This is a genomic window from Neobacillus sp. FSL H8-0543, from assembly GCF_038592905.1.
Lineage (GTDB): Bacteria > Bacillota > Bacilli > Bacillales > Cytobacillaceae > Neobacillus.
Window position 1 is genome coordinate 4,269,874 of the sequence record NZ_CP151943.1, and the last position, 22,588, is coordinate 4,292,461.

The window sequence follows — 22,588 nt, forward strand, 5'->3', positions numbered from 1 at the left end:
TTCTCCAAAAAAGCTTTCAGGTATTGGAATGTAAGCAGAAAAGTGAAATAATATAGTTAAGAATGCTCAAACTATCATGGATAGAGGGGGTGGATATATGGCTATATTTAGTCTATTAATTTTATTTTTACCGGTAATTCTTATTGTATTTGTCATTGCTTATGCAGTAAAAAACAAGGAAATGGGGGATGAAGCTGTGATACGTCATTTATATACCTATTTAGTCTTATTCGCAACGCTCATGATGGTCATTGGCGGAGGAATTTCAATCTTTATGGCTGCTGCCGATTTAGTCAGTCCACAAGGATATTATCAGAGCTATCAAGATTATAAACAGAATAGTGAAAATGGGAAAATGGGTGAAAATAACGAAAATAAAACAGAAGCGGAAATTCGTGAAGATTATAACCAATTAGTTAAAGATGAAAAAAGCAGAGAAAGAGAACGTGCTAAGAATCAAATAATAAAAAGCTTAGGTTTTATCGTCATCCCGCTTCCAGTATTTTTTTACTTCAATAATATGAGAAAAAAGCAAAGCGATATATAAACAAATAAAGAGTGCCTATGGCACTCTTTATTTGATCCAAACTTATTTTGCAAGAGCATGGACTTTATGCATATAGCTAAGAGCTTTTCCTGTACCGATGGCTACCGATTCAAGAGGGTTTGGGGCTAACACAACGGGCACCGAGATTTCATTGCTAAGCCATTCTTCCATCCCTTTCATTAAGGCACCGCCACCCGTTAGAATGACACCACGGTCAACGATATCACCGCTAAGTTCGGCAGGACAATCCTCAAGTGTGGCACGTACGGCTTCAAGTATATGAGTGAAGGATTCTTTCATTGCATTTCTAACTTCATAGGATGAGAGCTTAATAGTTTTAGGTAATCCTGTCACAAGGTCACGTCCGCGGACATCCATAAACAGCTCCTCGTGGTCGATTAAGGCAAAACCAATTTCCATCTTAATATTTTCCGCGGTTCGCTCACCAATTAAGACGTTATATTCTTTACGGACGTGATGGATAATTTCTTCGTCAAGACGGTCACCGCCAATTTTAACAGAATGACAGGCAACCACCCCTCCAAAGGAAATAATGGCAACTTCTGTGTTACCGCCGCCAATATCAACAACAACATTGGCAACGGGCTCATCGACTGGTAATCCAGCACCGATAGCGGCAGCAACAGGTTCTTCAATCAATTGGATTTTCTTTGCGCCAGCATTTCTTACAGCATCTGTAATAGCCCTCCGCTCAACGCTCGTGGAACTAAAAGGGGTACAGATGACAACATTTGCTTTCCGGAATGCCAAGCCGTTTTTTGAAGCCTTGCGAATAATATGCTTTAGTAAGTCTGTTGTTAGATCATAATCAGCAATAACCCCGTCCTTTAACGGTCTTACAGCAATAATTTTCTCTGGAGTCTTTCCAATCATTTCTTTCGCTTCCGTACCGATGGCGATAACATTTTTAGTTGCTGTATCAATCGCGACAACGGATGGTTCATTGACGCATATTCCTTTATTTTTACTATAAACCACAATATTTGCTGTTCCTAAATCAATTCCTATTTCAAATGCTGATAACATTTTATCATTCACCTTTTTCTTAATTATTCATTCATGATATGCTACGGTTAAGCCTACCATGAATTTGGGGGTGAAAGCGTGTTTGTAAATGAAACGTTATTCTTTTGTAAATTAGCAGGAAAAGTTTATCATTTTTGTAAATTAAATTCCTATTAGAAAATGCATAGAAAAGAATTATTTTGAACATACTAATTTGATGTTCAACTGCTTTTCAAATTTGTGTTACGATAAAGGTGTTGAAGTAGGATAAGGACAGCTATTTCACCTAAAAATGGAAATCAAGGGCAGTGTGAAGAAGTGGAGTCAAAACAGAAGTTATTAGCCATTATTGGACCTACAGCTGTAGGTAAAACAAAATTAAGTATTGAAATGGCCAAACGTTTTAATGGTGAGATCATTAGCGGTGATTCCATGCAAATTTATCGAGGTATGGATATTGGTACGGCCAAAATAACTAACGATGAAACAGAAGGGATACCACACCATCTAATTGATATAAAAGAGCCAGAAGATAGTTTTTCTGTTGCTGAATTCCAGCATCTTGTCAGGAAGAAAATTGCAGAGATAGCATCACGTGGAAAACTACCCATCATTGTCGGTGGAACTGGACTTTATATACAGTCCGTCATTTATGATTACAATTTCTCTGAAGCACCTGCAGATGAAGCTTTTCGATTAATACTGGAAGAACGGGCAAGAGGGATTGGCAACGAGGCGCTTCATCTGGAATTGAAGAAGGTTGACCCGGAAAGTGCAGCACAAATTCACCCGAATAATGTTAGAAGGGTAATCAGAGCACTTGAAATTTATCATTGTACTGGTAAGATGATGAGTGAATACCAAAAAGAACAGCAGCCAGACCTTTTGTATAATATCGCGCTTATTGGATTAACGATGGATAGACTAAAACTGTATGAGCGAATTAACACCCGTGTTCAACTGATGATGCACGAAGGACTTCTAGAAGAAGTTAGCGGTCTTCATAAAAAGGGTTTGCGTGATTGCCAATCAATACAGGCAATTGGCTATAAAGAAATTTATGACTTTCTGGATGGCAGAGCTACCTTAGAGGAAGCTGTAGAAAATTTAAAACAAAATTCCAGACGGTACGCTAAGAGGCAATTAACTTGGTTTCGAAATAAGATGGATGTAGAATGGTTTGACATGACAGAAGTCCTGGATTTTTCAAAAAAAATAAAGGAAATTTCGGATTATGTTGAAGGAAAGCTACAAGTAAAATCGAATACATAGTAGTAGAGATAAATGAGGAGGATATAAAAATGAAAACCACTATTAATATTCAGGACCAATTTTTAAATCAATGTCGTAAGGATAACACCCATGTTACGGTATTCTTGTTGAATGGATTTCAGTTAAGAGGCCAAATTAAAGGGTTTGATAATTTTACTGTCCTGTTTGAATCAGAAGGAAAGCAGCAATTGGTATTTAAGCACGCCATTTCTACTTTTGCCCCACAAAGAAATGTACAGCTAGTCTTGGATGCACAATAGACGCGATATAAAAATTCGAGCCCAGAAAATTGGGCTCTTTTTTTTTTATAATTAATGAAATACAGGAAACATGAATACATATAAAATGAAGGAGTATTCCCTAAGAGAGCGCAGAATTTAACAACAGTAACTACCTGATGATTTCCTCCCTTTTTTTCTCCGTTACTAAAAAACTAAATATTTAGGATTCCCGCAGCCATTAAAGCTGCTTAACGTATACTGTAGGCAGAATGAGAGGTGTATGCTTTGGATCAACCGATTCGGATGAAGAGTAACGGACAAATAAGCGTAGTCCTTAACTCTCAAAAAAAGAAATCATTAAGCAAAGAGCTGCCTGGTCCTCAAGTTGTTCCAAAGGTCATATCTCCTGAGCATTCGGCGCTTAGGGAGATTGAAGACGAACTCGGGGCATTGGTTGGAATGGAAGAAATGAAACGGATGATAAAAGAAATTTATGCTTGGATTTATGTAAATAAAAAACGGGAAGAGATGGGTTTGAAGGCAAAGAAACAAGCACTCCATATGATGTTTAAAGGCAATCCAGGAACAGGAAAAACGACGGTAGCCAGATTGATCGGAAAATTGTTCTTAAAAATGAATGTTCTTTCCAAAGGCCATTTAATTGAGGCTGAAAGAGCAGACCTTGTTGGCGAGTATATCGGCCACACGGCACAGAAAACAAGAGATTTGGTAAAAAAGGCACAGGGCGGTATTTTATTTATTGATGAGGCCTATTCACTAGGACGCGGTGGGGAAAAGGATTTTGGAAAAGAAGCAATTGATACACTTGTCAAGCATATGGAGGATAAGCAACATGAGTTTATTTTGATTCTTGCAGGTTACTCACGGGAAATGGAGCACTTTCTAACGTTAAATCCTGGGCTTCATTCGCGTTTTCCGTTAGTAATTGATTTCCCAGACTACAATATCGGCCAATTGATGGAAATTTCGGGCCGAATGCTTGTTGAACGAGAATATACCTTGAGTCATGAAGCAGAAAAAAAGTTAAAAGATCATTTAATATGGGTAAAAGCGGTTCTTAGTCCAAATGGTTTTTCGAATGGTCGTTATGTACGTAACGTAATTGAAAAAACCATACGTGCACAGGCGATGCGTCTCCTCATGTTAAATAGCTATGATCGGCATGAATTGATGACATTAAGAAGTAATGATTTGGTCTTTGAGGAAGATTAATGAACAAAAAAATCGGCGGTTATGTCTCTGCCGATTTTTAATGTGCCCATAGACTTTCTAGCTGGGAGATGCCAATTATGAGAATAAGATAAAATCCGAAGTACTGCAACAACAGCAAACAATGCCTTAGAAGGTTTTTCGAGATGGGTAATAATCAACAGAAAATGGTACTTTAATTTGCAATACAGGGAAAATTAGAGTATTGAGTTCTTTTTTGGTATGATAAGGAAAGAAATTTTAGGAAAGCAGGGTGTTGTTTTTGGAACAGGAAGTAACCTTAGAAAAAGCCGTCCTGGTTGGATGTCAAACGTCTAGATTAGATGATGGACGTTTCCAGTATTCCATGGAGGAGTTAAGCTCCTTAACAGAAACAGCTAAAGGGGAAGTGCTAATCTCAGTTGTACAAAAAAGAGAACGAATCCATTCGGCTACCTATATTGGTAAAGGGAAAGTTGAGGAGCTAAAGGCGCTAGTTGAAGAACTGGAAGCTGATATCGTTATTTTTAATGACGAGCTTTCGCCAAGCCAGAAGCGAAATCTCGCTTCAGAAATAAGTGCACGGATTATTGACCGAACCCAACTGATACTAGACATTTTTGCACAAAGAGCACGGTCTAAGGAAGGAAAACTGCAGGTTGAATTGGCACAGCTTCAATACCTGCTTCCTCGTCTTGCTGGACAAGGGGTTGCATTGTCCCGGCTTGGTGCAGGTATTGGAACAAGAGGTCCAGGTGAATCAAAGTTAGAATCTGATCGTCGTCATATTCGCCGTCGAATTGATGAAATCAAAGGTCAACTCTCTATTGTTGTCCAACATCGAGATCGCTACAGGGAGAGAAGGAAGAAAAATAAAACCTTTCAAATAGCAATTGTCGGTTATACGAATGCGGGGAAATCGACTCTCTTCAACCGTCTTACAGAGGCAGAATCATTCGAAGAAAATCAATTGTTCGCTACACTTGACCCAATGACACGAAAGCTCATACTGCCAAGCGGCTATCAAACCTTGGTTACAGATACAGTAGGATTTATCCAAGACCTACCAACCTCTCTCATTGCTGCCTTCCGCTCGACATTAGAAGAGGTGAAAGAAGCGAACCTGCTCCTGCATATTGTAGATATGTCTAATGCGGACTATTACCAACATGAGAAAACAGTAAATAAGCTGCTAGAGGACCTAGGAGTGAAAGATATTCCTCAGCTAACAGTATATAATAAGCAGGACATTCGCCTACCGGATTTTGTTCCAACGGCAAACACACCAACAGCCTTTATCAGTGCCTTTGATAAAGAAGACCGATATGAATTAAAAAGAAAGATGGAACATTTAATCATCGAAATGATGGAGCCATATCAGGTTAGCATCCCTTCAACCGAAGGTAAACTACTATCACAATTGAAGAATGAGACGATCCTAAGAGAACTTAGTTTTGATGAAGAAAGCGAACTGTATCAATGCAAAGGCTTTACGCTATTGGATCATCAAATAAGCGGGGAAATACAGAAATATAAAAAGTAGATGGGAGTAACAGCATGTTTCAACAGTTAAAAAATGGGGAAAAACTTCAGCCTATTGTAAAAGAAGCAGAACACCAAATTGCTGGGGTACATAAGGAAATTGATGAAAGAATTGAAACGAACCAGTTTCGCGTATTAAAAAGCTATCAAAAACATAGGGTAAGCGATTCGCATTTTATCCCGACTACGGGATATGGGTATGATGATAGCGGCAGGGATACGCTCGAATCAATTTATGCTGATGTGTTTGGCGGCGAAGCGGGTCTTGTCCGAACACAAATTATTTCGGGAACACATGCGATATCGATTTCACTATTTGGTGTCCTTCGGCCTGGTGACGAACTCCTCTATATCACAGGGAAACCCTATGATACGCTTGAAGAAATTGTAGGGATTCGCGGGAATGGTAATGGCTCCTTAAAGGAATTTGGTATTTCCTATAAAAGTGTCTCCCTGACTGATGTAGGCGGGATAGATTGGAAGGAAGTTGCTGCCCAAATCAAGCCTAATACAAAAATGATTGGAATCCAGCGCTCGAAAGGGTATGCAACACGGCCATCCTTTACCATATCAGAGATTAAGGAAATGATTTCATTTGTTAAAGAAATCAAAGAGGATATTGTCGTTTTCGTCGATAACTGCTATGGAGAATTTGTTGAGGAATTAGAGCCTTGCCATGTTGGTGCCGATTTAATGGCAGGCTCACTCATTAAAAATCCTGGAGGCGGTATCGCAAAAACTGGCGGCTATATTGTTGGTAAAAAACAATGGGTTGAAGCTTGTTCCTATCGGCTGACTTCACCTGGTATAGGGGCAGAGGCGGGTGCATCCTTATATAGTCTTCAAGATATGTATCAAGGATTTTTTCTTGCGCCGCATGTGGTAGGTCAAGCATTAAAGGGTGCTGTCTTTACTGCAGCACTTTTAGAAAAATTAGGGATGAACTCTTCGCCTAAATGGAATTCACCTCGGACCGATTTAATTCAATCGGTACAATTTGATGATCGAGTCAAGATGGTAGCATTTTGCCAAGCGATTCAGTATGCTTCACCGATTAATTCACATGTTACTGCCTACCCTGCCTATATGCCTGGCTATGAGGACGATGTAATAATGGCGGCTGGAACGTTTATTCAAGGCGCAAGTATCGAACTGACTGCAGATGGTCCTATTCGACCTCCTTATGTGGCCTATGTTCAAGGCGGGCTTACGTATGCCCACGTTAAAATGGCTGTTTGTATAGCTGTTGACAGCTTAGTCGAAAAAGGGTTAATACAACTAAATTAGGGGAAAATAACTAAGGATAACTGAAAAAAGAGTTATCCTTTTTTTTTGGTTCTGTTAAAGGATATTGTTGATTTAAAAACTATGTTGAATGGAGCGGAAATCAACAGCCAAGTTAAACAAAGACTTTTTTGAAAAAACCATGTTAGAAAACCTAACATAGGATTGACATCTTTTCTTACACGAAATATAATAAAAATATAAATTAACAAACAGGAGGAGAAATTGAAGTGAATGGAAAGGAAATTCGCCGTTCCATGCCACTGTTTCCCATTGGAACTGTCATGCAACTAACCGAACTAACAGCAAGACAAATTCGTTATTATGAAGAGCACCAATTGATTTCTCCAGCTAGAACTGATGGAAACAGAAGACTATTTAGTTTAAACGATATCGATAGACTATTAGAAATTAAAGATTTAATTGATCAAGGAGTAAACATGGCAGGGATAAAACAATTACTCCTAGTCAAAGCACAACAGGCAAGTATCCAAGAACATCAGGCCGAAAAGGCTAAACAAGAATTAACTGATGAACAGTTAAGAAATCTGCTTCGTCAAGAATTACAACAAGCAGGCAGATTCAATCGTTCTCCCTTACGTCAAGGGGATATGTCGAGATTTTTTCATTAAGGCAATTAAATTAATAGTTGGAGGTAATAACAAATGGCAAAATTTACAAGAGAAGATATTAAAAGACTAGCACAGGAAGAAAACGTAAAGTTTATTCGATTACAATTTACTGATATTTTAGGAACAATCAAAAATGTTGAGATTCCAATTAGTCAATTAGAAAAAGCGCTTGATAACAAAATGATGTTTGACGGCTCATCTATCGAGGGATTTGTGAGAATTGAAGAATCTGATATGTACCTTTTTCCGGATCTTGACACATGGGTAGTGTTTCCTTGGACAGCGGAAAAAGGAAAAGTTGCTCGTTTGATTTGTGATATTTATACACCAGATGGAAAACCTTTTGCGGGAGACCCTCGTAATAACTTAAGAAGAGTGCTAAAGGAAATGGAAGAACTTGGTTTCACACACTTTAACCTAGGTCCAGAGCCAGAATTCTTCTTATTTAAATTAGATGCTAAGGGTGAACCGACATTAGAATTGAATGATAATGCAGGATATTTTGACTTAGCACCAACAGATTTAGGTGAAAACTGCCGTCGGGATATCGTGTTGGAATTGGAAGAAATGGGCTTTGAAATTGAGGCTTCTCACCATGAGGTGGCACCAGGACAGCATGAGATTGACTTCAAATATGCAGATGCCCTAACGGCGTGTGACCAAATTCAAACATTTAAGTTAGTAGTAAAAACAATCGCAAGAAAACACGGCTTGCATGCAACCTTTATGCCAAAACCACTATACGGTGTAAATGGATCTGGAATGCACATGAATCTTTCATTATTCAACAATGGAAAAAATGCATTTGCTGAGCCAACAGGTGATTTGGGAATGAGTGATACTGCCCGTCAATTTATTGCAGGTATCCTAAAGCATGCCCCAAGCTTTACAGCAGTAACGAATCCAACAGTAAACTCTTATAAGCGTCTTGTTCCTGGATACGAAGCACCTTGCTATGTGGCATGGTCAGCAATGAACCGTTCGCCATTAGTACGGATTCCTGCTTCACGTGGCTTAAGTACTCGGGTAGAAGTAAGAAGCGTTGACCCATCAGCGAATCCGTATCTTGCAATGGCCGTACTTTTAAAAGCGGGTCTGGATGGAATTGTGAATAAACTAACTCCTCCTTCAGCTGTGGACCGAAATATTTATGTAATGAGCAAAGATGAAAGATTGGAAGAAGGGATCATTGATCTTCCTGCAACACTTGCCCAAGCATTAGATCAACTAAAGGCAAATGAAGTCATTGTTTCTGGTCTTGGAGATCACATCCTTGAACACTTTGTTGAAGCAAAAGAAATCGAATGGGATATGTTCCGCACAGTCGTTCACCCTTGGGAACGCGAGCAATATATGTCAATGTATTAATATCGTCAAAGTCCTGTCGCTCTAAGCGTCAGGGCTTTTTTAATTGTGGGCACCATATCTTTTCGTTTCGTTTACCTAGATAAACAATGCACCGAAAATGCACGCGGAATATTGAGAATTAGTTTTTGTAAAAGGGGGCCAATTCGGACAAGCTTGCCCTTGAATTAACCAAACCTGTCTTAAGGACAAATCCAATCGGAACTCGAGTCAAGATGTCCTCCTTAAGGACGAAACTCAACAAGGAAGCTGGTAAAATGTCTTTAATGAGCTTTCTTAAAGACAAAACCCTAAAAGGAAGCTGGTGAAATGTCTTTAATGTGCTGTCTTAAGGACAAAACCCAAAAAGGAAGCTGGTGAAATGTCTTTAATGAGCTGTCTTAAGGACAAAACCCAAAAAGGAAGCTGGTGAAATGTCTTTAATGAGCTGTCTTAAAGACAAAACCCAAAAAGGAAGCTGGTGAAATGTCTTTAATGAGCTGTCTTAAGGACAAAACTCAACAAGCAACCAAGAGGAATGTCTTTAATGAGCTGTCTTAAGGACAAAACTTAACAAGGAATCAAGAGGAATGTCTTTAATGAGCTGTCTTAAGGACAAAACTCAACAAGGAAGCTGGTGGAATGTCTTTAATGAGCTGTCTTAAGGACAAAACTCAACAAGGAACCAAGAGGAATGTCTTTAATGAGCTGTCTTAAAGGTTAAAACTTAACAAGGAACCAGTCAAGAAGACCGTCATAAATCCCCATATAAATGAAAAACACCCAGTAGATTGATCCGCACTGGGTGTTTTTCGTTGTGTTAATGTAAATGACGATAGACGCCAATAACTTTACCTAGGATTGAAACATTTCTTAAAATAATAGGTTCCATTGTAGAGTTCTCCGGTTGTAAGCGGACGAAATCCTTTTCTTTAAAAAATCTTTTACAGGTAGCCTCATCTTCTTCGGTCATCGCAACGACAATATCTCCGTTATTAGCTGTGTGCTGCTGTTTTACAATTACATAATCGCCATTAAGAATTCCTGCCTCTATCATACTCTCACCCATGATTTCTAGCATAAATACCTGTTCATCGGCTGGTGCTAGTCTTTCAGGTAATGGAAAGTATTCCTCGATATTTTCAACCGCAGTTATAGGAATACCAGCTGTAACTTTACCAACCACTGGTACATTTACAACATTGTTCCGTGGAATACTTGCATTTTCATCCACTTCTAATATTTCGATTGCTCTTGGCTTTGTTGGATCTCTTCGAATAAGTCCTTTGCTTTCTAATCTTGCTAGGTGGCCGTGAACCGTAGAACTTGATGCTAGTCCAACTGCTTCTCCAATTTCCCTCACGGATGGCGGATAACCCTTCTTCTTAACTTCCCCTTTAATAAACTCTAGAATATCCTGCTGCCGCTTTGATATCTTTGTCATAATAAGATACACCTCGCCCTATATGTATTGTTGCTTATATTATAGCATGTTCGTTCTATCAATACAAACATAAGTTCGAATAAAATGTTGACAACAAACAGATGTTCGAATTATAATAAAGGTAATTAAACGAACATACATTCTAGTGAGGGGTTTTAATAATGAAAAAACTATGGAATCAATACTCTTATGCTATTTTTCTTATAATTTTTAGCTGTTTTTTAGCCTTTATCTTATCTTTAAGGTTTACATCAGGTCCAGCTGAAGACTTTTTAATGATAACTGTCTCTGAAGGAGATTCACTTTGGGAAATTTCCGATCAATTCTCTGATCAACATCCATTATCAAACAAGGAATTCGTTAAGTGGGTAATGCTGCATAATGATATAGAGGAGGACCAAATTTTTCCTGGTGAAGAACTTATTATCCCGGTAAATCAAGAAACCTGGTCATCAACAGAATTAGCAAGTGCCATTAATGAGTAGAAAGAGAGAATGACAAATTATGAAAGCAATTATCTATTGTCGAGTTAGTACGAACAAAGAAACTCAGGAAACCTCCCTTATCCGTCAAGAAGAAGAGTTAATACAATTAGCAAACCAGCATCAATTTGATGTGGTAGAGATTATTAAAGAGCAAGCTAGCGGATATGACCTTGAAAGAGATGGGATATTGCAATTATTAGACCAAATTAAGCTGAATAACATACAGGCAGTCTTAATCCAAGATGAAACCAGATTAGGGAGAGGGAATGCTAAAATTGCTCTCTTACATTGTATTCTCAAAGAAAATATCAAACTCTTTAGTATCTCTCATAACGGAGAACTGCAGCTATCTGAATCGGATTCAATGGTTTTAAAGATTGTCAGCATGGTTGAGGAATACCAAAGGAAACTACATAATATAAAGATCAAACGTGGCATGAAAAGAGCGGTAAGCCAAGGGTATAAACCAGAGAAGAATCTAAAGAATCTTGGTGAACATTCGGGGAGGGATAAAGTAGAGCTACCGATTGAAGAGATTGTTCGACTGAGGAAAAATGGGTTAACTTTCTCAGAAATCGCAGCGACTCTAAGAGGGTTTGGCTACAACATCTCAAAAGCAACAGTACATAGAAGATACCAAGAATATCTCGAAAAAGAATTAGATTAGACCCTCTGCCTTGTCAGAAGGTCATTTTTTTAGTAAAATCAGACCTTATGAAGTATTTATAAAAGGCTGTGTAAAAGCTTATTGTTGTTTTTACTCTATTGATTGGAGCGGAAATCAACAGGCAAGTTTAACACAGTCATTACAATAAAGGAGGTTCTATTATGCTCTCCAAAGAAAAAATGGCGAGAATTAATGAATTAGCCAACAAGGCAAAAGCTTCTGGTTTAACTGAATCTGAAGCAAAAGAACAATCAAAATTAAGAAGTGAGTATTTAACAACCTTCCGTAGCGGTATGTTAGAGACATTAACAAATACCAAATTCATTGATCCTAATGGCAATGATGTAACGCCAAAAAAAATAAAGGCTAGAAAAAAGAATAATCTACACTAGACCTAGGAGAACAATTTTTTGTTTTCCTTTTTTACATATTGCACCTTTAACTGTGGCAAAATATGAAACAATATGACTTTTATTACTTATTTTCATGTTATTTGTTGAATAAACAACCGTTGAACTATAATATTAAATTGTTATAGTTTTAATCCTAGGAGATCAGGAGTGATATAAATTATGTTTGAAAAGATTGATGAACTGTCAGTAACCTCTATTCGTACCCTTTCAATTGATGCGATTGAAAAAGCTAATTCAGGACACCCGGGAATGCCAATGGGTGCCGCACCAATGACATATACGTTATGGACCCGCTTTATGAATCACAATCCGAAAAACCCAAAATGGTTTAACCGTGACCGTTTTGTACTATCTGCTGGTCACGGTTCTGCCTTATTATACAGCATGCTCCATTTATCAGGGTATAACCTATCAATGGAAGATTTAAAGCAGTTCCGCCAATGGGGAAGTAAGACTCCTGGACATCCTGAATATGGTCATACAGAAGGTGTTGAAGCTACCACTGGACCACTAGGACAAGGAATTGCCATGGCGGTTGGTATGGCAATGGCTGAACGTCATACGGCCAGTGTTTACAATAAAGATAATTATGAACTTGTAAACCATTTTACATATAGCATTTGTGGTGATGGCGACTTAATGGAAGGTGTTTCTGCAGAGGCAGCGTCGCTTGCAGGTCACTTGAAATTAGGACGTTTAGTTGTTTTATATGATTCAAATGATATTTCACTTGATGGTGATCTAAATAAATCCTTCTCTGAAAGTGTGAAAGACCGTTTCTTATCATATGGTTGGCAATACCTCCGTGTGGAGGATGGCAATAATCTTGAAGAAATTTCAAAAGCACTTGAAGATGCTAGCAACGATCTTGAGAGACCAACGATGATTGAAGTAAGAACAGTTATTGGATATGGATCACCAAATCGTGCAGGTACGTCTGGTGTTCACGGAGCACCTCTTGGAGCAGATGAGTTAAAGCTTACAAAAGAAGCTTATAAGTGGACATTTGAAGAAGATTTCCATGTCCCTAATGAGGTATATGATAACTTCCAAAAGCTTATAGTTGAAAATGGTACGAAAAAAGAAAAAGAATGGAACGATCTTTTTGCACAATATAAGACTGAGTTTCCTGAATTAGGTGCACAGCTTACCCAAGCATTGAATAACGAACTACCTGGAGGATGGGACAAGGATATTCCCGTATATAGTGAAGGAAAAAGACTTGCAAGCCGTGCATCTTCTGGTGAAGCATTAAATGGAATTGCTAAAAACTTGCCGATCTTGATTGGCGGTTCTGCTGACCTTGCGGGTTCGAACAAAACCATGCTTAAAGGAACTGGTGATTTTATGCCTGGTGCCTACGAAGGCCGAAATATTTGGTTCGGTGTTCGTGAATTTGCAATGGGTGCGGCTATGAATGGTATTGCCCTTCATGGAGGGGTAAAAGTATTTGGAGGAACATTCTTTGTATTCTCTGATTACCTGCGTCCAGCAATCCGCCTTGCTGCTTTGATGGGATTACCAGTTACGTATGTGTTTACACATGACAGCATTGCTGTTGGTGAAGATGGACCAACACATGAGCCAGTCGAACAGCTAGCTGCATTACGTGCGATGTCTGGGTTATCTATCATCCGACCTGCTGATGGGAATGAGACGGCGGCTGCCTGGAAACTTGCTATCGAGTCAACAAACAAGCCAACAGCGCTAATATTGACTCGTCAAGATTTGCCTACTATTAAAGATACTGACAAAAATGCCTACGAAGGGGTTTCAAAAGGTGCATATGTCATATCGTCTTCAGAAAGAGAAACACCAGACGCGTTGTTACTTGCAACTGGTTCTGAAGTAAGTCTTGCTGTTGAGGCACAACAAGCTTTAGCGGGTGACGGTATCCACGTTTCAGTTGTAAGCATGCCTTCATGGGATCGCTTTGAACAGCAATCCGCTGAATACAAAGAATCTGTCATTCCAAAAAGCGTTAAGAAACGTCTTGGCATTGAAGTGGGTTCATCGCTTGGCTGGCACAAATACACTGGTGATGATGGTGATGTATTAGCAATCGACCATTTCGGTGCATCTGCTCCAGGTGAAAAGATTATGGAGGAATTTGGATTCACTGTAAATAATGTAGTTTCTCGCGTTAAGGCACTATTACAAAAATAAGCTAATTATCTAAAAGGGAACGACTAAATTGTCGTTCCCTTTTTGTGGGCTTGAAATGTTGAATTAGATTTGAACAATAGATGAAATGATGAATATCCTTCGTGACAATGTAATTTTAGTTAATATATAATTATTTTTGTAAGAATCTTGTGAATTCGACAATATTAGTGAAAGTTTTTGTCGCGGATAGACAAAAGTTTTACTAGTGTTTCTGTATAATAAATAAAAGGGTTACAACGAAGGGGAGAACAGTGGTGAGAAAATATCAGCTTTATTTAATAAAAGATGAATTTGCCGCCCATTACTTCGGAAGAGAGCGTATGTTTTTTGAGCTATTTAAGGAACATGAAAAAGCAGAAGGCGAACTTAAATTTATTACTAAAAAACAAATTTCTTATATAACCAAAACACTAGAGGTATTAAAGCTCCATCAGCTGCTCCAAAAACAACTAGGAAAAAATAAGGGTTTTCGTGCGGAACACGGTACATACTCTATTGAACTGAGTGGAAAACTAAGCGTGTCTAGTTTAAAAGTTTATCAAGACTTAATTACTGTTGAGGCAAGTGGCAGCTATGAAGCTGAGACTGTTTTCTTTGAAGTACTTAGAAAGTGTGAATCTTCCTTCTTAGCATTGGATATTGACCATCAGAGGTTTGGGTGGCTAAGACCAATAAAAGAAAGAAAATATGTCTAGTCTGATTGAAAGGATATTGTGTAATCCCATTTTATTTAGTAAACTGTATGATAGACAACATGAAGGAGGAAGTTTAAATGGGTTATTATATTCTAGTTGGTATACTGGCATTAGTAGCTGGTGTAGCACTAGGATTTTTCATTGCTCGCAGATACATGATGAGCTACTTAAAGAAAAATCCGCCAATCAATGAACAAATGTTAAAGATGATGATGATGCAAATGGGACAAAAACCATCACAGAAGAAGATTAATCAAATGATGGCTGCTATGAATAAACAGCAAGGCAAATAATAATGGACAAGCACTCATATTTTGTGGGTGCTTTTTTTCATGGCATAAAATAATATGAAGTATCTTAATCTTTATTATTTTAAAAATCTTTGGTAAAATGAATTTCGGAATGCGAATTGATTTCTGGCAATAATTTATGGTTATTGTTGGACAGTCATCAGTGTATTATTTTTTCTGTTTCGGGGGAGTTTACATGAGAGTATTTTTAGATTTAGCATGGTTTTTTAAACAAGAGAAAAAGGCGTACATTTCAGGGATTGTCATATTACTGTTCGTAGCATTCCTTCAATTAGTGCCACCAAGAGTCATAGGTATTATTGCCGACGAAATACATAATGGGACACTGACAAAAAAAGTGCTCCTTGAGTGGATGCTCATCATTACAGGTGCTGGACTCGGTATGTATATTTTAAGATATTTTTGGAGAATCATGATTTTTGGTTCATCTGTTAAGCTTAGCAAGCTGTTAAGAAACAAACTCTATCATCATTTTACTAATATGTCTCCAGCATTTTATCAAAAACGCCGGATTGGCGATCTCATGGCACATGCAACGAATGATTTATCAGCTATTCAGCAAACGGCTGGGGCAGGAGTCTTAACATTAGTGGATTCACTCTCAACCGGCGGTTTTGTTATCCTTGCGATGGGATTTACAATTAGTTGGAAGTTAACGTTAATTTGCTTAATTCCGATGCCGATAATGGCAATCCTAACCAATTGGTTTGGAACAATGCTCCATCGGACCTTCCATAAGGCACAGGAGGCTTTTTCAGCATTAAATGATAAAACTCAGGAAAGCATCTCAGGGATAAAGGTAATAAAAACATTCGGGCAGGAAAAAGAGGATATAGAGGATTTCCGGAAGCAATCAGAAGATGTCGTACAGAAAAACATCGTAGTGGCTAAAATTGATTCTCTTTATGATCCGACCATCTCTATCATTGTAGGAATATCCTTTTTCTTAGCTATTGCATTTGGTGCAAAATATGTGATGGCCGGGGAGTTAAGCATCGGTGAATTAATCTCATTTACTACCTATCTAGGCTTATTAATCTGGCCGATGCTTGCCTTTGGCTGGTTATTTAATATCGTTGAACGCGGTCGGGCTTCCTATGACCGGGTAGCTGCACTGTTGCGTGAAAATGTAGATATTACTGACAAAGATAGTGCATTAGATGTCGTCCCAAGCGGGGATATACAATTTGAAATTGCTGAATTCACCTATCCAGGAGAAAAAACACCAATTTTAAAAAATATTTCTTTTCACTTAAATAGGGGAGAGACGTTGGGGATAGTCGGTAAAACAGGGGCTGGTAAAACTACCTTTTTAAAACTGTTAATTCGTGAGTTTGAAAATAATAATGGTGTGATTACTTTTGGGGGGAAACCAATTCAAGATTACAAACTTGAAAAATTACGTGAAGCCATCGGTTATGTTCCACAGGACCATTTTTTATTTTCTGCAACTGTCGGCGAAAATATTGCTTTTACAAATCCATATACTCCTAAAGAGGAAATCTATGAAGCAGCTAAACTCGCTTGTATTCATGACGATATTCTCCAGTTTACTGACGGATACGAAACCGTTGTAGGTGAACGCGGTGTATCGCTATCAGGCGGTCAGAAACAGCGTATTTCAATCGCTAGATCATTATTAATGAATCCCGAAGTTCTAGTCCTCGATGATTCATTATCAGCCGTTGACGCGAAAACAGAGGAAACAATCCTGTCTGCATTAAGGGAGAATCGTGAAGGGAAAACAACCATAATTACCTCGCATCGACTTAGCGCCATTCAACATGCCAACTTAATCCTGGTTCTCGATGAGGGTGAAGTGATTGAAAGAGGCACACATGAAGAACTGATGGACACAGGTGGATGGTACAAAGAAATGTATTTACGCCAGCAGCTTGAAGATTTAGTGGAACATGGAGGAAATTAACATGGAAAAGAAACAAGAGCTGACGGAAAAGGAGCAAAAAAAGGTCTTATTTCGCCTTCTTTCTTATACAAAACCTCATAAAAAAACGCTATCGCTAGCATTTGTTCTCCTTCTACTTACAACTGTAGGGGACATTGTTGGACCGATTCTAGTCAAAATTTTTATTGATGATTATTTGACCCCTGGAAATATGGCTTTTCAGCCCATATTGATTTTAGGTGCCACGTACATGGGTATTCAGATTGTGAAAGCAGTTGTCATGTTTTTTCAACTTGTTAAATTCCAGGAAGTCGCCTTAAAAATCATTCAACAACTCAGGATTGATGTTTTTTCAAAGGTCCAGTCTCTTGGATTAAAGTATTTTGATCAGACACCTGCTGGAAGTATTGTTTCGAGGGTAACGAATGATACCGAAGCCATTAAGGATATGTTTGTTACGGTCCTGGCAACATTTATCCAAAGCGGATTTTTACTCACAGGTATTTTTATTGCGATGTTCATATTGGATGTCAAACTTGCTTTGTTTTGCATCATTCTGATCCCACTTATATTATTTGTGATGAGTCTTTACCGAAAACTTAGTTCAAAGTTTTATTTAGATATGCGTGAAAGACTAAGTCAATTAAATGCAAAATTGAGTGAATCACTACAGGGAATGAGCATCGTTCAAGTATTTCGCCAAGAAAAAAGACTCCGTAAAGAGTTCGAAGATATTAATGAGAAACATTATAATGCAGGCATGAAAAATATTAAGATTGACGGTTTATTATTAAGACCAGCAGTGGATCTTATCTCCATTTTGGGATTAATTATCGTCCTGAATTATTTCGGACTAACGTCTTTTGAAACCTCCGTTGAGATTGGGGTATTATACGCCTTTATCAATTATTTAGACCGTTTTTTTGAACCAGTAAACAATATGATGATGCGCCTTTCTTTGTATCAGCAAGCCATTGTCGCTGGTACCCGGGTATTTAGGTTGTTAGATACCGATGAACTGGCTCCTTCTCAAAAAGAAGAAACAACAAATGCAATTAAAGAGGGCAAGATTGAATTTAAGAATTTAACCTTTTCCTATGACGGTCAAAGAGATATTCTAAAAAATATTACCTTTACAGCTAATCCAGGGGAAACAGTTGCACTTGTTGGCCATACAGGCAGCGGAAAAAGTTCGATTATTAATCTGCTTATGCGTTTCTATGAATATGAACACGGGGATATAGTGATTGATGGGGAATCGATTCGTGATTTTTCTAAGGATGAACTTCGTGAAAAAATGGGGCTTGTTTTACAAGATCCATTCTTATTCTATGGGACGATCAAAGACAATATTCGTTTGCATAATGAAAAATTGTCCGATGAACAAGTAGTAGATGCAGCAAGGTTTGTTCAAGCGCATACCTTTATTGAAAAGCTGGATGATACTTATGACCATAAAGTAGTTGAAAGAGGATCAACTTTTTCAAGCGGTCAACGGCAATTAATCGCTTTTGCAAGGACAATTGCCTCGAATCCAAAAATTCTTGTCCTGGATGAAGCTACAGCTAATATTGATACAGAAACAGAAGAGGCGATTCAAACAGCACTGGCAAAGATGAGGAAGGGAAGGACGACGATAGCAATCGCCCATCGTCTCTCAACCATCCAAGATGCTAACCTAATACTTGTCTTACACAACGGAGAAATTGTTGAAAGAGGGACACATCAAGAGCTACTGGCATTAGGCGGCTTGTATCATAAAATGTTCCTTTTGCAAAATGGTGTAGTTGAACGTTTGGAAGATGTCGTTAATTAATAAATAAATTGGAAAGAGCCTGGTAATGATTTACCAGGCTCTTTCCAATTTATTTGGATTCTATCATTTTTTAGCTTGCAGAATGGACCTTTTTTATATATTTTCTATTATATTCATTTAAAAGATGATCTAGTTCCTGACTGTATAGAATGGCGATGGTGGAAGTTAATCCGTTGGTGACCGCGACTTGAATGAGTTCAGCGCGTTTTTTTTCTATTAATGCTATTAAGTCTTGTTTAATCACAGCCGAGGTCCTTTCCGGAGTGTCTCCAATAATAAATACACTGACAGGAAATTTCCTACCAATGTTTTACTAGTATAACCTATGATGGGAATAAATTCAAAGAGATTTGTAAAAAAATACCCATAAATTTAGACTAGTTATTTGGAAATATGTTATTTTTTTGAAGTTGTCTTGAATAATTTCCTAGCGTCACAGAATATTCATGTTAATCATTATCATTTGGACTAATGTTTTGTTAAAATGTAGAGGTAACGACTACATTGGGAGTGTTAATATGACAGATGTAAATATATTTCTTGCCTTAGGTGCTGGATTTTTAAGTTTTATCTCACCATGCTGTTTGCCGCTTTACCCAGCGTTTTTATCGTATATTACTGGAATGTCTGTTGGAGAATTGAAAACGGATAATGCCATGCTTCAAAAAAGAAGTCTCCTACATACGATCTTTTTCTTAATCGGATTTTCTGCAATTTTTATCGCAATTGGATTTGGAACTTCCTTTATCGGCAGCTTTTTCCTTGAATACAAAGATTTAATACGTCAGCTTGGCGGTATCTTTATTGTGATTTTTGGTTTAATGATTGTTGGTATTTTTAATCCTGCATTTCTAATGAAGGATCGTCGCCTGGAATTTAAAAATCGTCCTTCAGGTTTTATTGGTTCCACACTGATTGGTATGGCATTTGCTGCTGGCTGGACACCTTGTACAGGTCCGATTCTTACATCTGTTATCCTTCTTGCAGCTTCAAATCCTGGTTCAGGAGTATTATACATGGTAGCTTATTCACTCGGTTTTGCTATCCCGTTTTTAATTCTATCGTTCTTTGTTGGAAAGATGAAATGGATTCGTACACACAGCGGAAAAATTGTGAAAATCGGCGGTTACATCATGATCATCATGGGACTTGTGCTCTTTTTTGACTGGATGACAGAGATTATTAAGATTTTATCTCCATTGTTTGGCGGTTTTACCGGATTCTAATGCTATCCATTGCTAGCGGTCGTCTTGCGTAGTATACTACTCGCTAGGAGCTAGACTATTGTCTATTTTTAGACCTTCTCAACCTTTAGAATAGGGGATGGATATCCAATGAACTTTGTTGTTGTTTCCTCCATAGGAGCAGTTTTTATGGGTATTTTTGCCTTGTTCGTCCGTATGAAAGCTGCAAAAAAACCTACAAATGCACTAAAAATTATTATGCCGCCTGTCTTTATGTCAAGTGGTGCCCTAATGTATATCGTCCCGCAATTTAGATTATCATTTTTTGAAATCTTAGAGGTAGTCGCCCTTGGGATGCTTTTTTCTATCTTGCTAATAAAAACCTCTAAGTTTGAGATTCGTGATAATGAAATCTATTTAAAACGGTCGAAGGCATTTATTTATATTTTGGTAGGATTATTAATTGTTAGACTTGGATTGAAATCAGTCTTAAGTACAACCATTGATTTTGGGGAACTGAGTGGGATGTTCTTCCTGCTGGCTTTTAGCATGATTGTTCCATGGCGCATAGCGATGTATTTAGATTATAAGAAACTCTATAAACAGCTTCATGGTGCAAAAACTTCATAAAATTCAAACACTGATTCTATTTAGAACCAGTGTTTTTTGTTGTAAAATAAAAAACCGTCTACTTGGACGGTTTAAAACAGGTGCTCGTAAGGAGCAACTTCAATTTGTTTTTCAAAGAGTTTTTTTCGTAAAAATTTATGGTCTCTTTTTGGTGTTGCTTGAATATAGCCGCGAATAACAAGATCCTCGGTAATTTTAGAAGCATTTTCTTTTAGTGCAATTTCACCGATCTTTCCGGCAATCTTTTGCCTGGCGACATCACGGAAAAGTTCAGGAACAGGACTCACTAAATCTTCGAGCAGCGCTTTCTCAGGATCACTCCAGAGATGACGCGATTCATTCACATAATGCATCTCCCAATCCATCATTGACTTACCGTCATCCTTCGGAAGCTTCTTCAAAAATTTGCGAAACATAAAAAAACCGCCAATGGCCATGGAAGAGGACAAGACAACTACCCAAAATAAAATAAACCATAGAAACCAACCTGAAAGCATACCATTCACCTACAAAAAATCTATTTTTCATCTTATTATAGTCTGTTTTTAGGATTAATGACAAGTAATCGTATCAATATAGGTAAAAATATGCATGCAAAAACAATTAATTGGAGGGGAGTGAAAATAATGTCGAAAAAATGACAGTTGATACATCTCTCTTGATTATTACTATATTAAAATGTATTATAGTTACAAATGATAGGGAAACGTAAGAGGTATTTCTTTCGACAAACCTAAAATATTTTCTTTTTCTACGGGGCTGAATGGGGTACTGGTGTCCTCCACAGTCTTCAAAACTGCTTGAGACCTGCGTGCCAGGTCTGGTGGGTTCGATTCCCACACAGTCCCGCCAATTTAATACTATTAGGGGTTCTAGCGAATTCTTTTGTACACAGACCGTCATAACCTCGGTCTTTTTTGTTTGTCAAAAAAAAGTATTATTAACAATGAATGTTGCTAAGCATCCCCTTTTTTCCTCATTTCATTCAGAACGATTCCACTCAATGCTGACTTCTTAACCTTTTTTGCTACGTGTGTCTTTTCTTCGGAAATAATTGCGCCCTCAAATTAAGCATAATGTCCATGAATGTCTAGGATTATCGAGTGCTCTGGAATTGATCCTTCTCGACTAATCAAGTGTCACACACTTCCCAGTTCCAAGAGTTAATGTCATGTGTTTGTCACAGATTCTTCATCGTTTCTTTATAACTTAATCATAAAATCTATCAGTATCAAAATAATGATGATTTTAGGAGGATAAAGACGATGAACATGACACATTATATGGGCTTACTAGCTGATAATCAGCCATGGAATCTGATTATTTTTATGGCAATTCCCGTTATCTGTGCTGAAACAATTGCTGTAACCGAATTAGCGATTTTGTTTACTAGAAATCTAAATGGTAAATTAAGATTGGTAAACAAAATTACATCTATTTTTGTTGGAATTTATTTTACAGGTATTTTCTTTTACTTATTATTTAATGCAGTTATTCCGATAACAACAAAGGGAGAATGGCATGGCTGGATCGATGTAATTGCAGTAGGATTTTACTTGTTAGGAATAATCCCATTGCTTGGAATGGCGCTTTTGGATTTAAATATTATCTATAAAAACAAATCACAAGAAGGAAAACTAAAAGTTCATGCGACCTTTGTTGGTATGTTCCTAATCTTTGCGCACATAGCAATGATCGCTGGAATGGTTGATCCAACAATCATTTCTGAAATGCCAACGATGGATCATAATATGTAAAATAAAGTGTAAAAAAGCTGTTATATGGGGAGACCCT

The 22,588-nt window shown here is 37.8% G+C and carries 23 protein-coding genes and 1 tRNA gene; 20 read left to right on the forward strand and 4 right to left on the reverse strand.

Annotated elements, in window-relative coordinates:
* Positions 1-97 precede the first annotated feature (97 nt).
* On the forward strand, positions 98-547 hold the full coding sequence (locus NSS81_RS21445; protein WP_342430650.1) for a hypothetical protein: 450 nt from the start codon (positions 98-100) through the stop codon (positions 545-547).
* Positions 548-589: 42 nt separating this feature from the next.
* Here the strand turns inward: NSS81_RS21445 and mreBH are convergent, their stop codons facing one another.
* Complete coding sequence (gene mreBH / locus NSS81_RS21450) at positions 590-1,594, reverse strand: rod-share determining protein MreBH (protein ID WP_342430651.1); 1,005 nt, start codon at positions 1,592-1,594, stop codon at positions 590-592.
* 297 nt (positions 1,595-1,891) lie between these two features.
* Here mreBH and miaA point away from each other — a divergent pair, with 297 nt between their 5' ends.
* The 7 genes from miaA (at position 1,892) to glnA (ending at position 9,101) form a co-directional block, all read left to right on the forward strand.
* Positions 1,892-2,845 (forward strand): tRNA (adenosine(37)-N6)-dimethylallyltransferase MiaA, encoded by a 954-nt coding sequence (miaA, locus tag NSS81_RS21455; RefSeq protein ID WP_342430652.1) that lies wholly within the window; start codon positions 1,892-1,894, stop codon positions 2,843-2,845.
* Positions 2,846-2,874: 29 nt separating this feature from the next.
* Positions 2,875-3,105: an RNA chaperone Hfq gene (gene hfq, locus NSS81_RS21460; protein WP_342430653.1), complete on the forward strand. Its 231-nt coding sequence runs from the start codon at positions 2,875-2,877 to the stop codon at positions 3,103-3,105.
* Positions 3,106-3,351: 246 nt separating this feature from the next.
* Positions 3,352-4,299, forward strand: a complete 948-nt coding sequence (spoVK, locus tag NSS81_RS21465) for a stage V sporulation protein K (RefSeq protein ID WP_342430654.1) — start codon at positions 3,352-3,354, stop codon at positions 4,297-4,299.
* A 259-nt stretch (positions 4,300-4,558) separates the two neighbouring features.
* Positions 4,559-5,818 carry a GTPase HflX gene (gene hflX / locus NSS81_RS21470; protein WP_342430655.1) on the forward strand — a complete coding sequence of 420 codons (1,260 nt, stop codon included), beginning with the start codon at positions 4,559-4,561 and terminating at the stop codon, positions 5,816-5,818.
* Positions 5,819-5,832: 14 nt separating this feature from the next.
* A complete protein-coding gene (locus tag NSS81_RS21475; protein WP_342430656.1) occupies positions 5,833-7,104 on the forward strand; it encodes a methionine gamma-lyase family protein in 1,272 nt (423 codons plus the stop codon).
* Positions 7,105-7,331: 227 nt separating this feature from the next.
* Positions 7,332-7,733: a MerR family transcriptional regulator gene (locus NSS81_RS21480; protein WP_342430657.1), complete on the forward strand. Its 402-nt coding sequence runs from the start codon at positions 7,332-7,334 to the stop codon at positions 7,731-7,733.
* A 33-nt stretch (positions 7,734-7,766) separates the two neighbouring features.
* Complete coding sequence (gene glnA / locus NSS81_RS21485) at positions 7,767-9,101, forward strand: type I glutamate--ammonia ligase (RefSeq protein ID WP_342430658.1); 1,335 nt, start codon at positions 7,767-7,769, stop codon at positions 9,099-9,101.
* Positions 9,102-9,897: 796 nt separating this feature from the next.
* Here glnA and lexA read toward each other — a convergent pair.
* A complete protein-coding gene (gene lexA / locus NSS81_RS21490) occupies positions 9,898-10,521 on the reverse strand; it encodes a transcriptional repressor LexA (RefSeq protein WP_342430659.1) in 624 nt (207 codons plus the stop codon).
* Between the two features lie 161 nt (positions 10,522-10,682).
* Here lexA and NSS81_RS21495 point away from each other — a divergent pair, with 161 nt between their 5' ends.
* The 8 genes from NSS81_RS21495 to NSS81_RS21530 all read left to right on the forward strand — a co-directional run bounded on the left by NSS81_RS21495 (position 10,683) and on the right by NSS81_RS21530 (position 18,980).
* Positions 10,683-11,006, forward strand: coding sequence for a LysM peptidoglycan-binding domain-containing protein (locus NSS81_RS21495; RefSeq protein WP_342430660.1), 324 nt, complete (start codon positions 10,683-10,685; stop codon positions 11,004-11,006).
* Between the two features lie 19 nt (positions 11,007-11,025).
* On the forward strand, positions 11,026-11,673 hold the full coding sequence (locus NSS81_RS21500; RefSeq protein WP_342430661.1) for a recombinase family protein: 648 nt from the start codon (positions 11,026-11,028) through the stop codon (positions 11,671-11,673).
* A gap of 161 nt (positions 11,674-11,834) precedes the next feature.
* Entirely contained in the window at positions 11,835-12,065 is a 231-nt protein-coding gene (locus NSS81_RS21505) for a DUF896 domain-containing protein (RefSeq protein WP_342430662.1), read from the forward strand.
* A 180-nt stretch (positions 12,066-12,245) separates the two neighbouring features.
* Positions 12,246-14,252 carry a transketolase gene (gene tkt, locus NSS81_RS21510; RefSeq protein WP_342430663.1) on the forward strand — a complete coding sequence of 669 codons (2,007 nt, stop codon included), beginning with the start codon at positions 12,246-12,248 and terminating at the stop codon, positions 14,250-14,252.
* 254 nt (positions 14,253-14,506) lie between these two features.
* Positions 14,507-14,947 (forward strand): sporulation inhibitor of replication protein SirA, encoded by a 441-nt coding sequence (sirA, locus tag NSS81_RS21515; RefSeq protein WP_342430664.1) that lies wholly within the window; start codon positions 14,507-14,509, stop codon positions 14,945-14,947.
* 77 nt (positions 14,948-15,024) lie between these two features.
* Positions 15,025-15,240: a YneF family protein gene (locus NSS81_RS21520; RefSeq protein WP_342430665.1), complete on the forward strand. Its 216-nt coding sequence runs from the start codon at positions 15,025-15,027 to the stop codon at positions 15,238-15,240.
* Positions 15,241-15,433: 193 nt separating this feature from the next.
* A complete protein-coding gene (locus NSS81_RS21525; RefSeq protein WP_342430666.1) occupies positions 15,434-17,185 on the forward strand; it encodes an ABC transporter transmembrane domain-containing protein in 1,752 nt (583 codons plus the stop codon).
* A gap of 1 nt (position 17,186) precedes the next feature.
* On the forward strand, positions 17,187-18,980 hold the full coding sequence (locus NSS81_RS21530; RefSeq protein ID WP_342430667.1) for an ABC transporter transmembrane domain-containing protein: 1,794 nt from the start codon (positions 17,187-17,189) through the stop codon (positions 18,978-18,980).
* A 70-nt stretch (positions 18,981-19,050) separates the two neighbouring features.
* Here the strand turns inward: NSS81_RS21530 and NSS81_RS21535 are convergent, their stop codons facing one another.
* Positions 19,051-19,224 carry an aspartyl-phosphate phosphatase Spo0E family protein gene (locus NSS81_RS21535; RefSeq protein WP_342430668.1) on the reverse strand — a complete coding sequence of 58 codons (174 nt, stop codon included), beginning with the start codon at positions 19,222-19,224 and terminating at the stop codon, positions 19,051-19,053.
* Positions 19,225-19,498: 274 nt separating this feature from the next.
* Here NSS81_RS21535 and NSS81_RS21540 point away from each other — a divergent pair, with 274 nt between their 5' ends.
* Together NSS81_RS21540 and NSS81_RS21545 are read left to right on the forward strand one after the other, a co-directional pair.
* On the forward strand, positions 19,499-20,206 hold the full coding sequence (locus NSS81_RS21540) for a cytochrome c biogenesis protein CcdA (protein WP_342430669.1): 708 nt from the start codon (positions 19,499-19,501) through the stop codon (positions 20,204-20,206).
* Between the two features lie 108 nt (positions 20,207-20,314).
* On the forward strand, positions 20,315-20,794 hold the full coding sequence (locus NSS81_RS21545; RefSeq protein WP_342430670.1) for a cytochrome c biogenesis protein CcdC: 480 nt from the start codon (positions 20,315-20,317) through the stop codon (positions 20,792-20,794).
* Between the two features lie 71 nt (positions 20,795-20,865).
* Here the strand turns inward: NSS81_RS21545 and NSS81_RS21550 are convergent, their stop codons facing one another.
* Positions 20,866-21,291 (reverse strand): DUF2621 domain-containing protein, encoded by a 426-nt coding sequence (locus NSS81_RS21550; RefSeq protein WP_342430671.1) that lies wholly within the window; start codon positions 21,289-21,291, stop codon positions 20,866-20,868.
* 258 nt (positions 21,292-21,549) lie between these two features.
* On the opposite strand from NSS81_RS21550, the gene NSS81_RS21555 reads away from it, so the two are divergent.
* A tRNA-Sec gene (locus NSS81_RS21555) sits at positions 21,550-21,646 on the forward strand.
* Positions 21,647-22,059: 413 nt separating this feature from the next.
* Positions 22,060-22,551 (forward strand): DUF6803 family protein, encoded by a 492-nt coding sequence (locus NSS81_RS21560; protein WP_342430672.1) that lies wholly within the window; start codon positions 22,060-22,062, stop codon positions 22,549-22,551.
* Positions 22,552-22,588 lie beyond the last annotated feature (37 nt).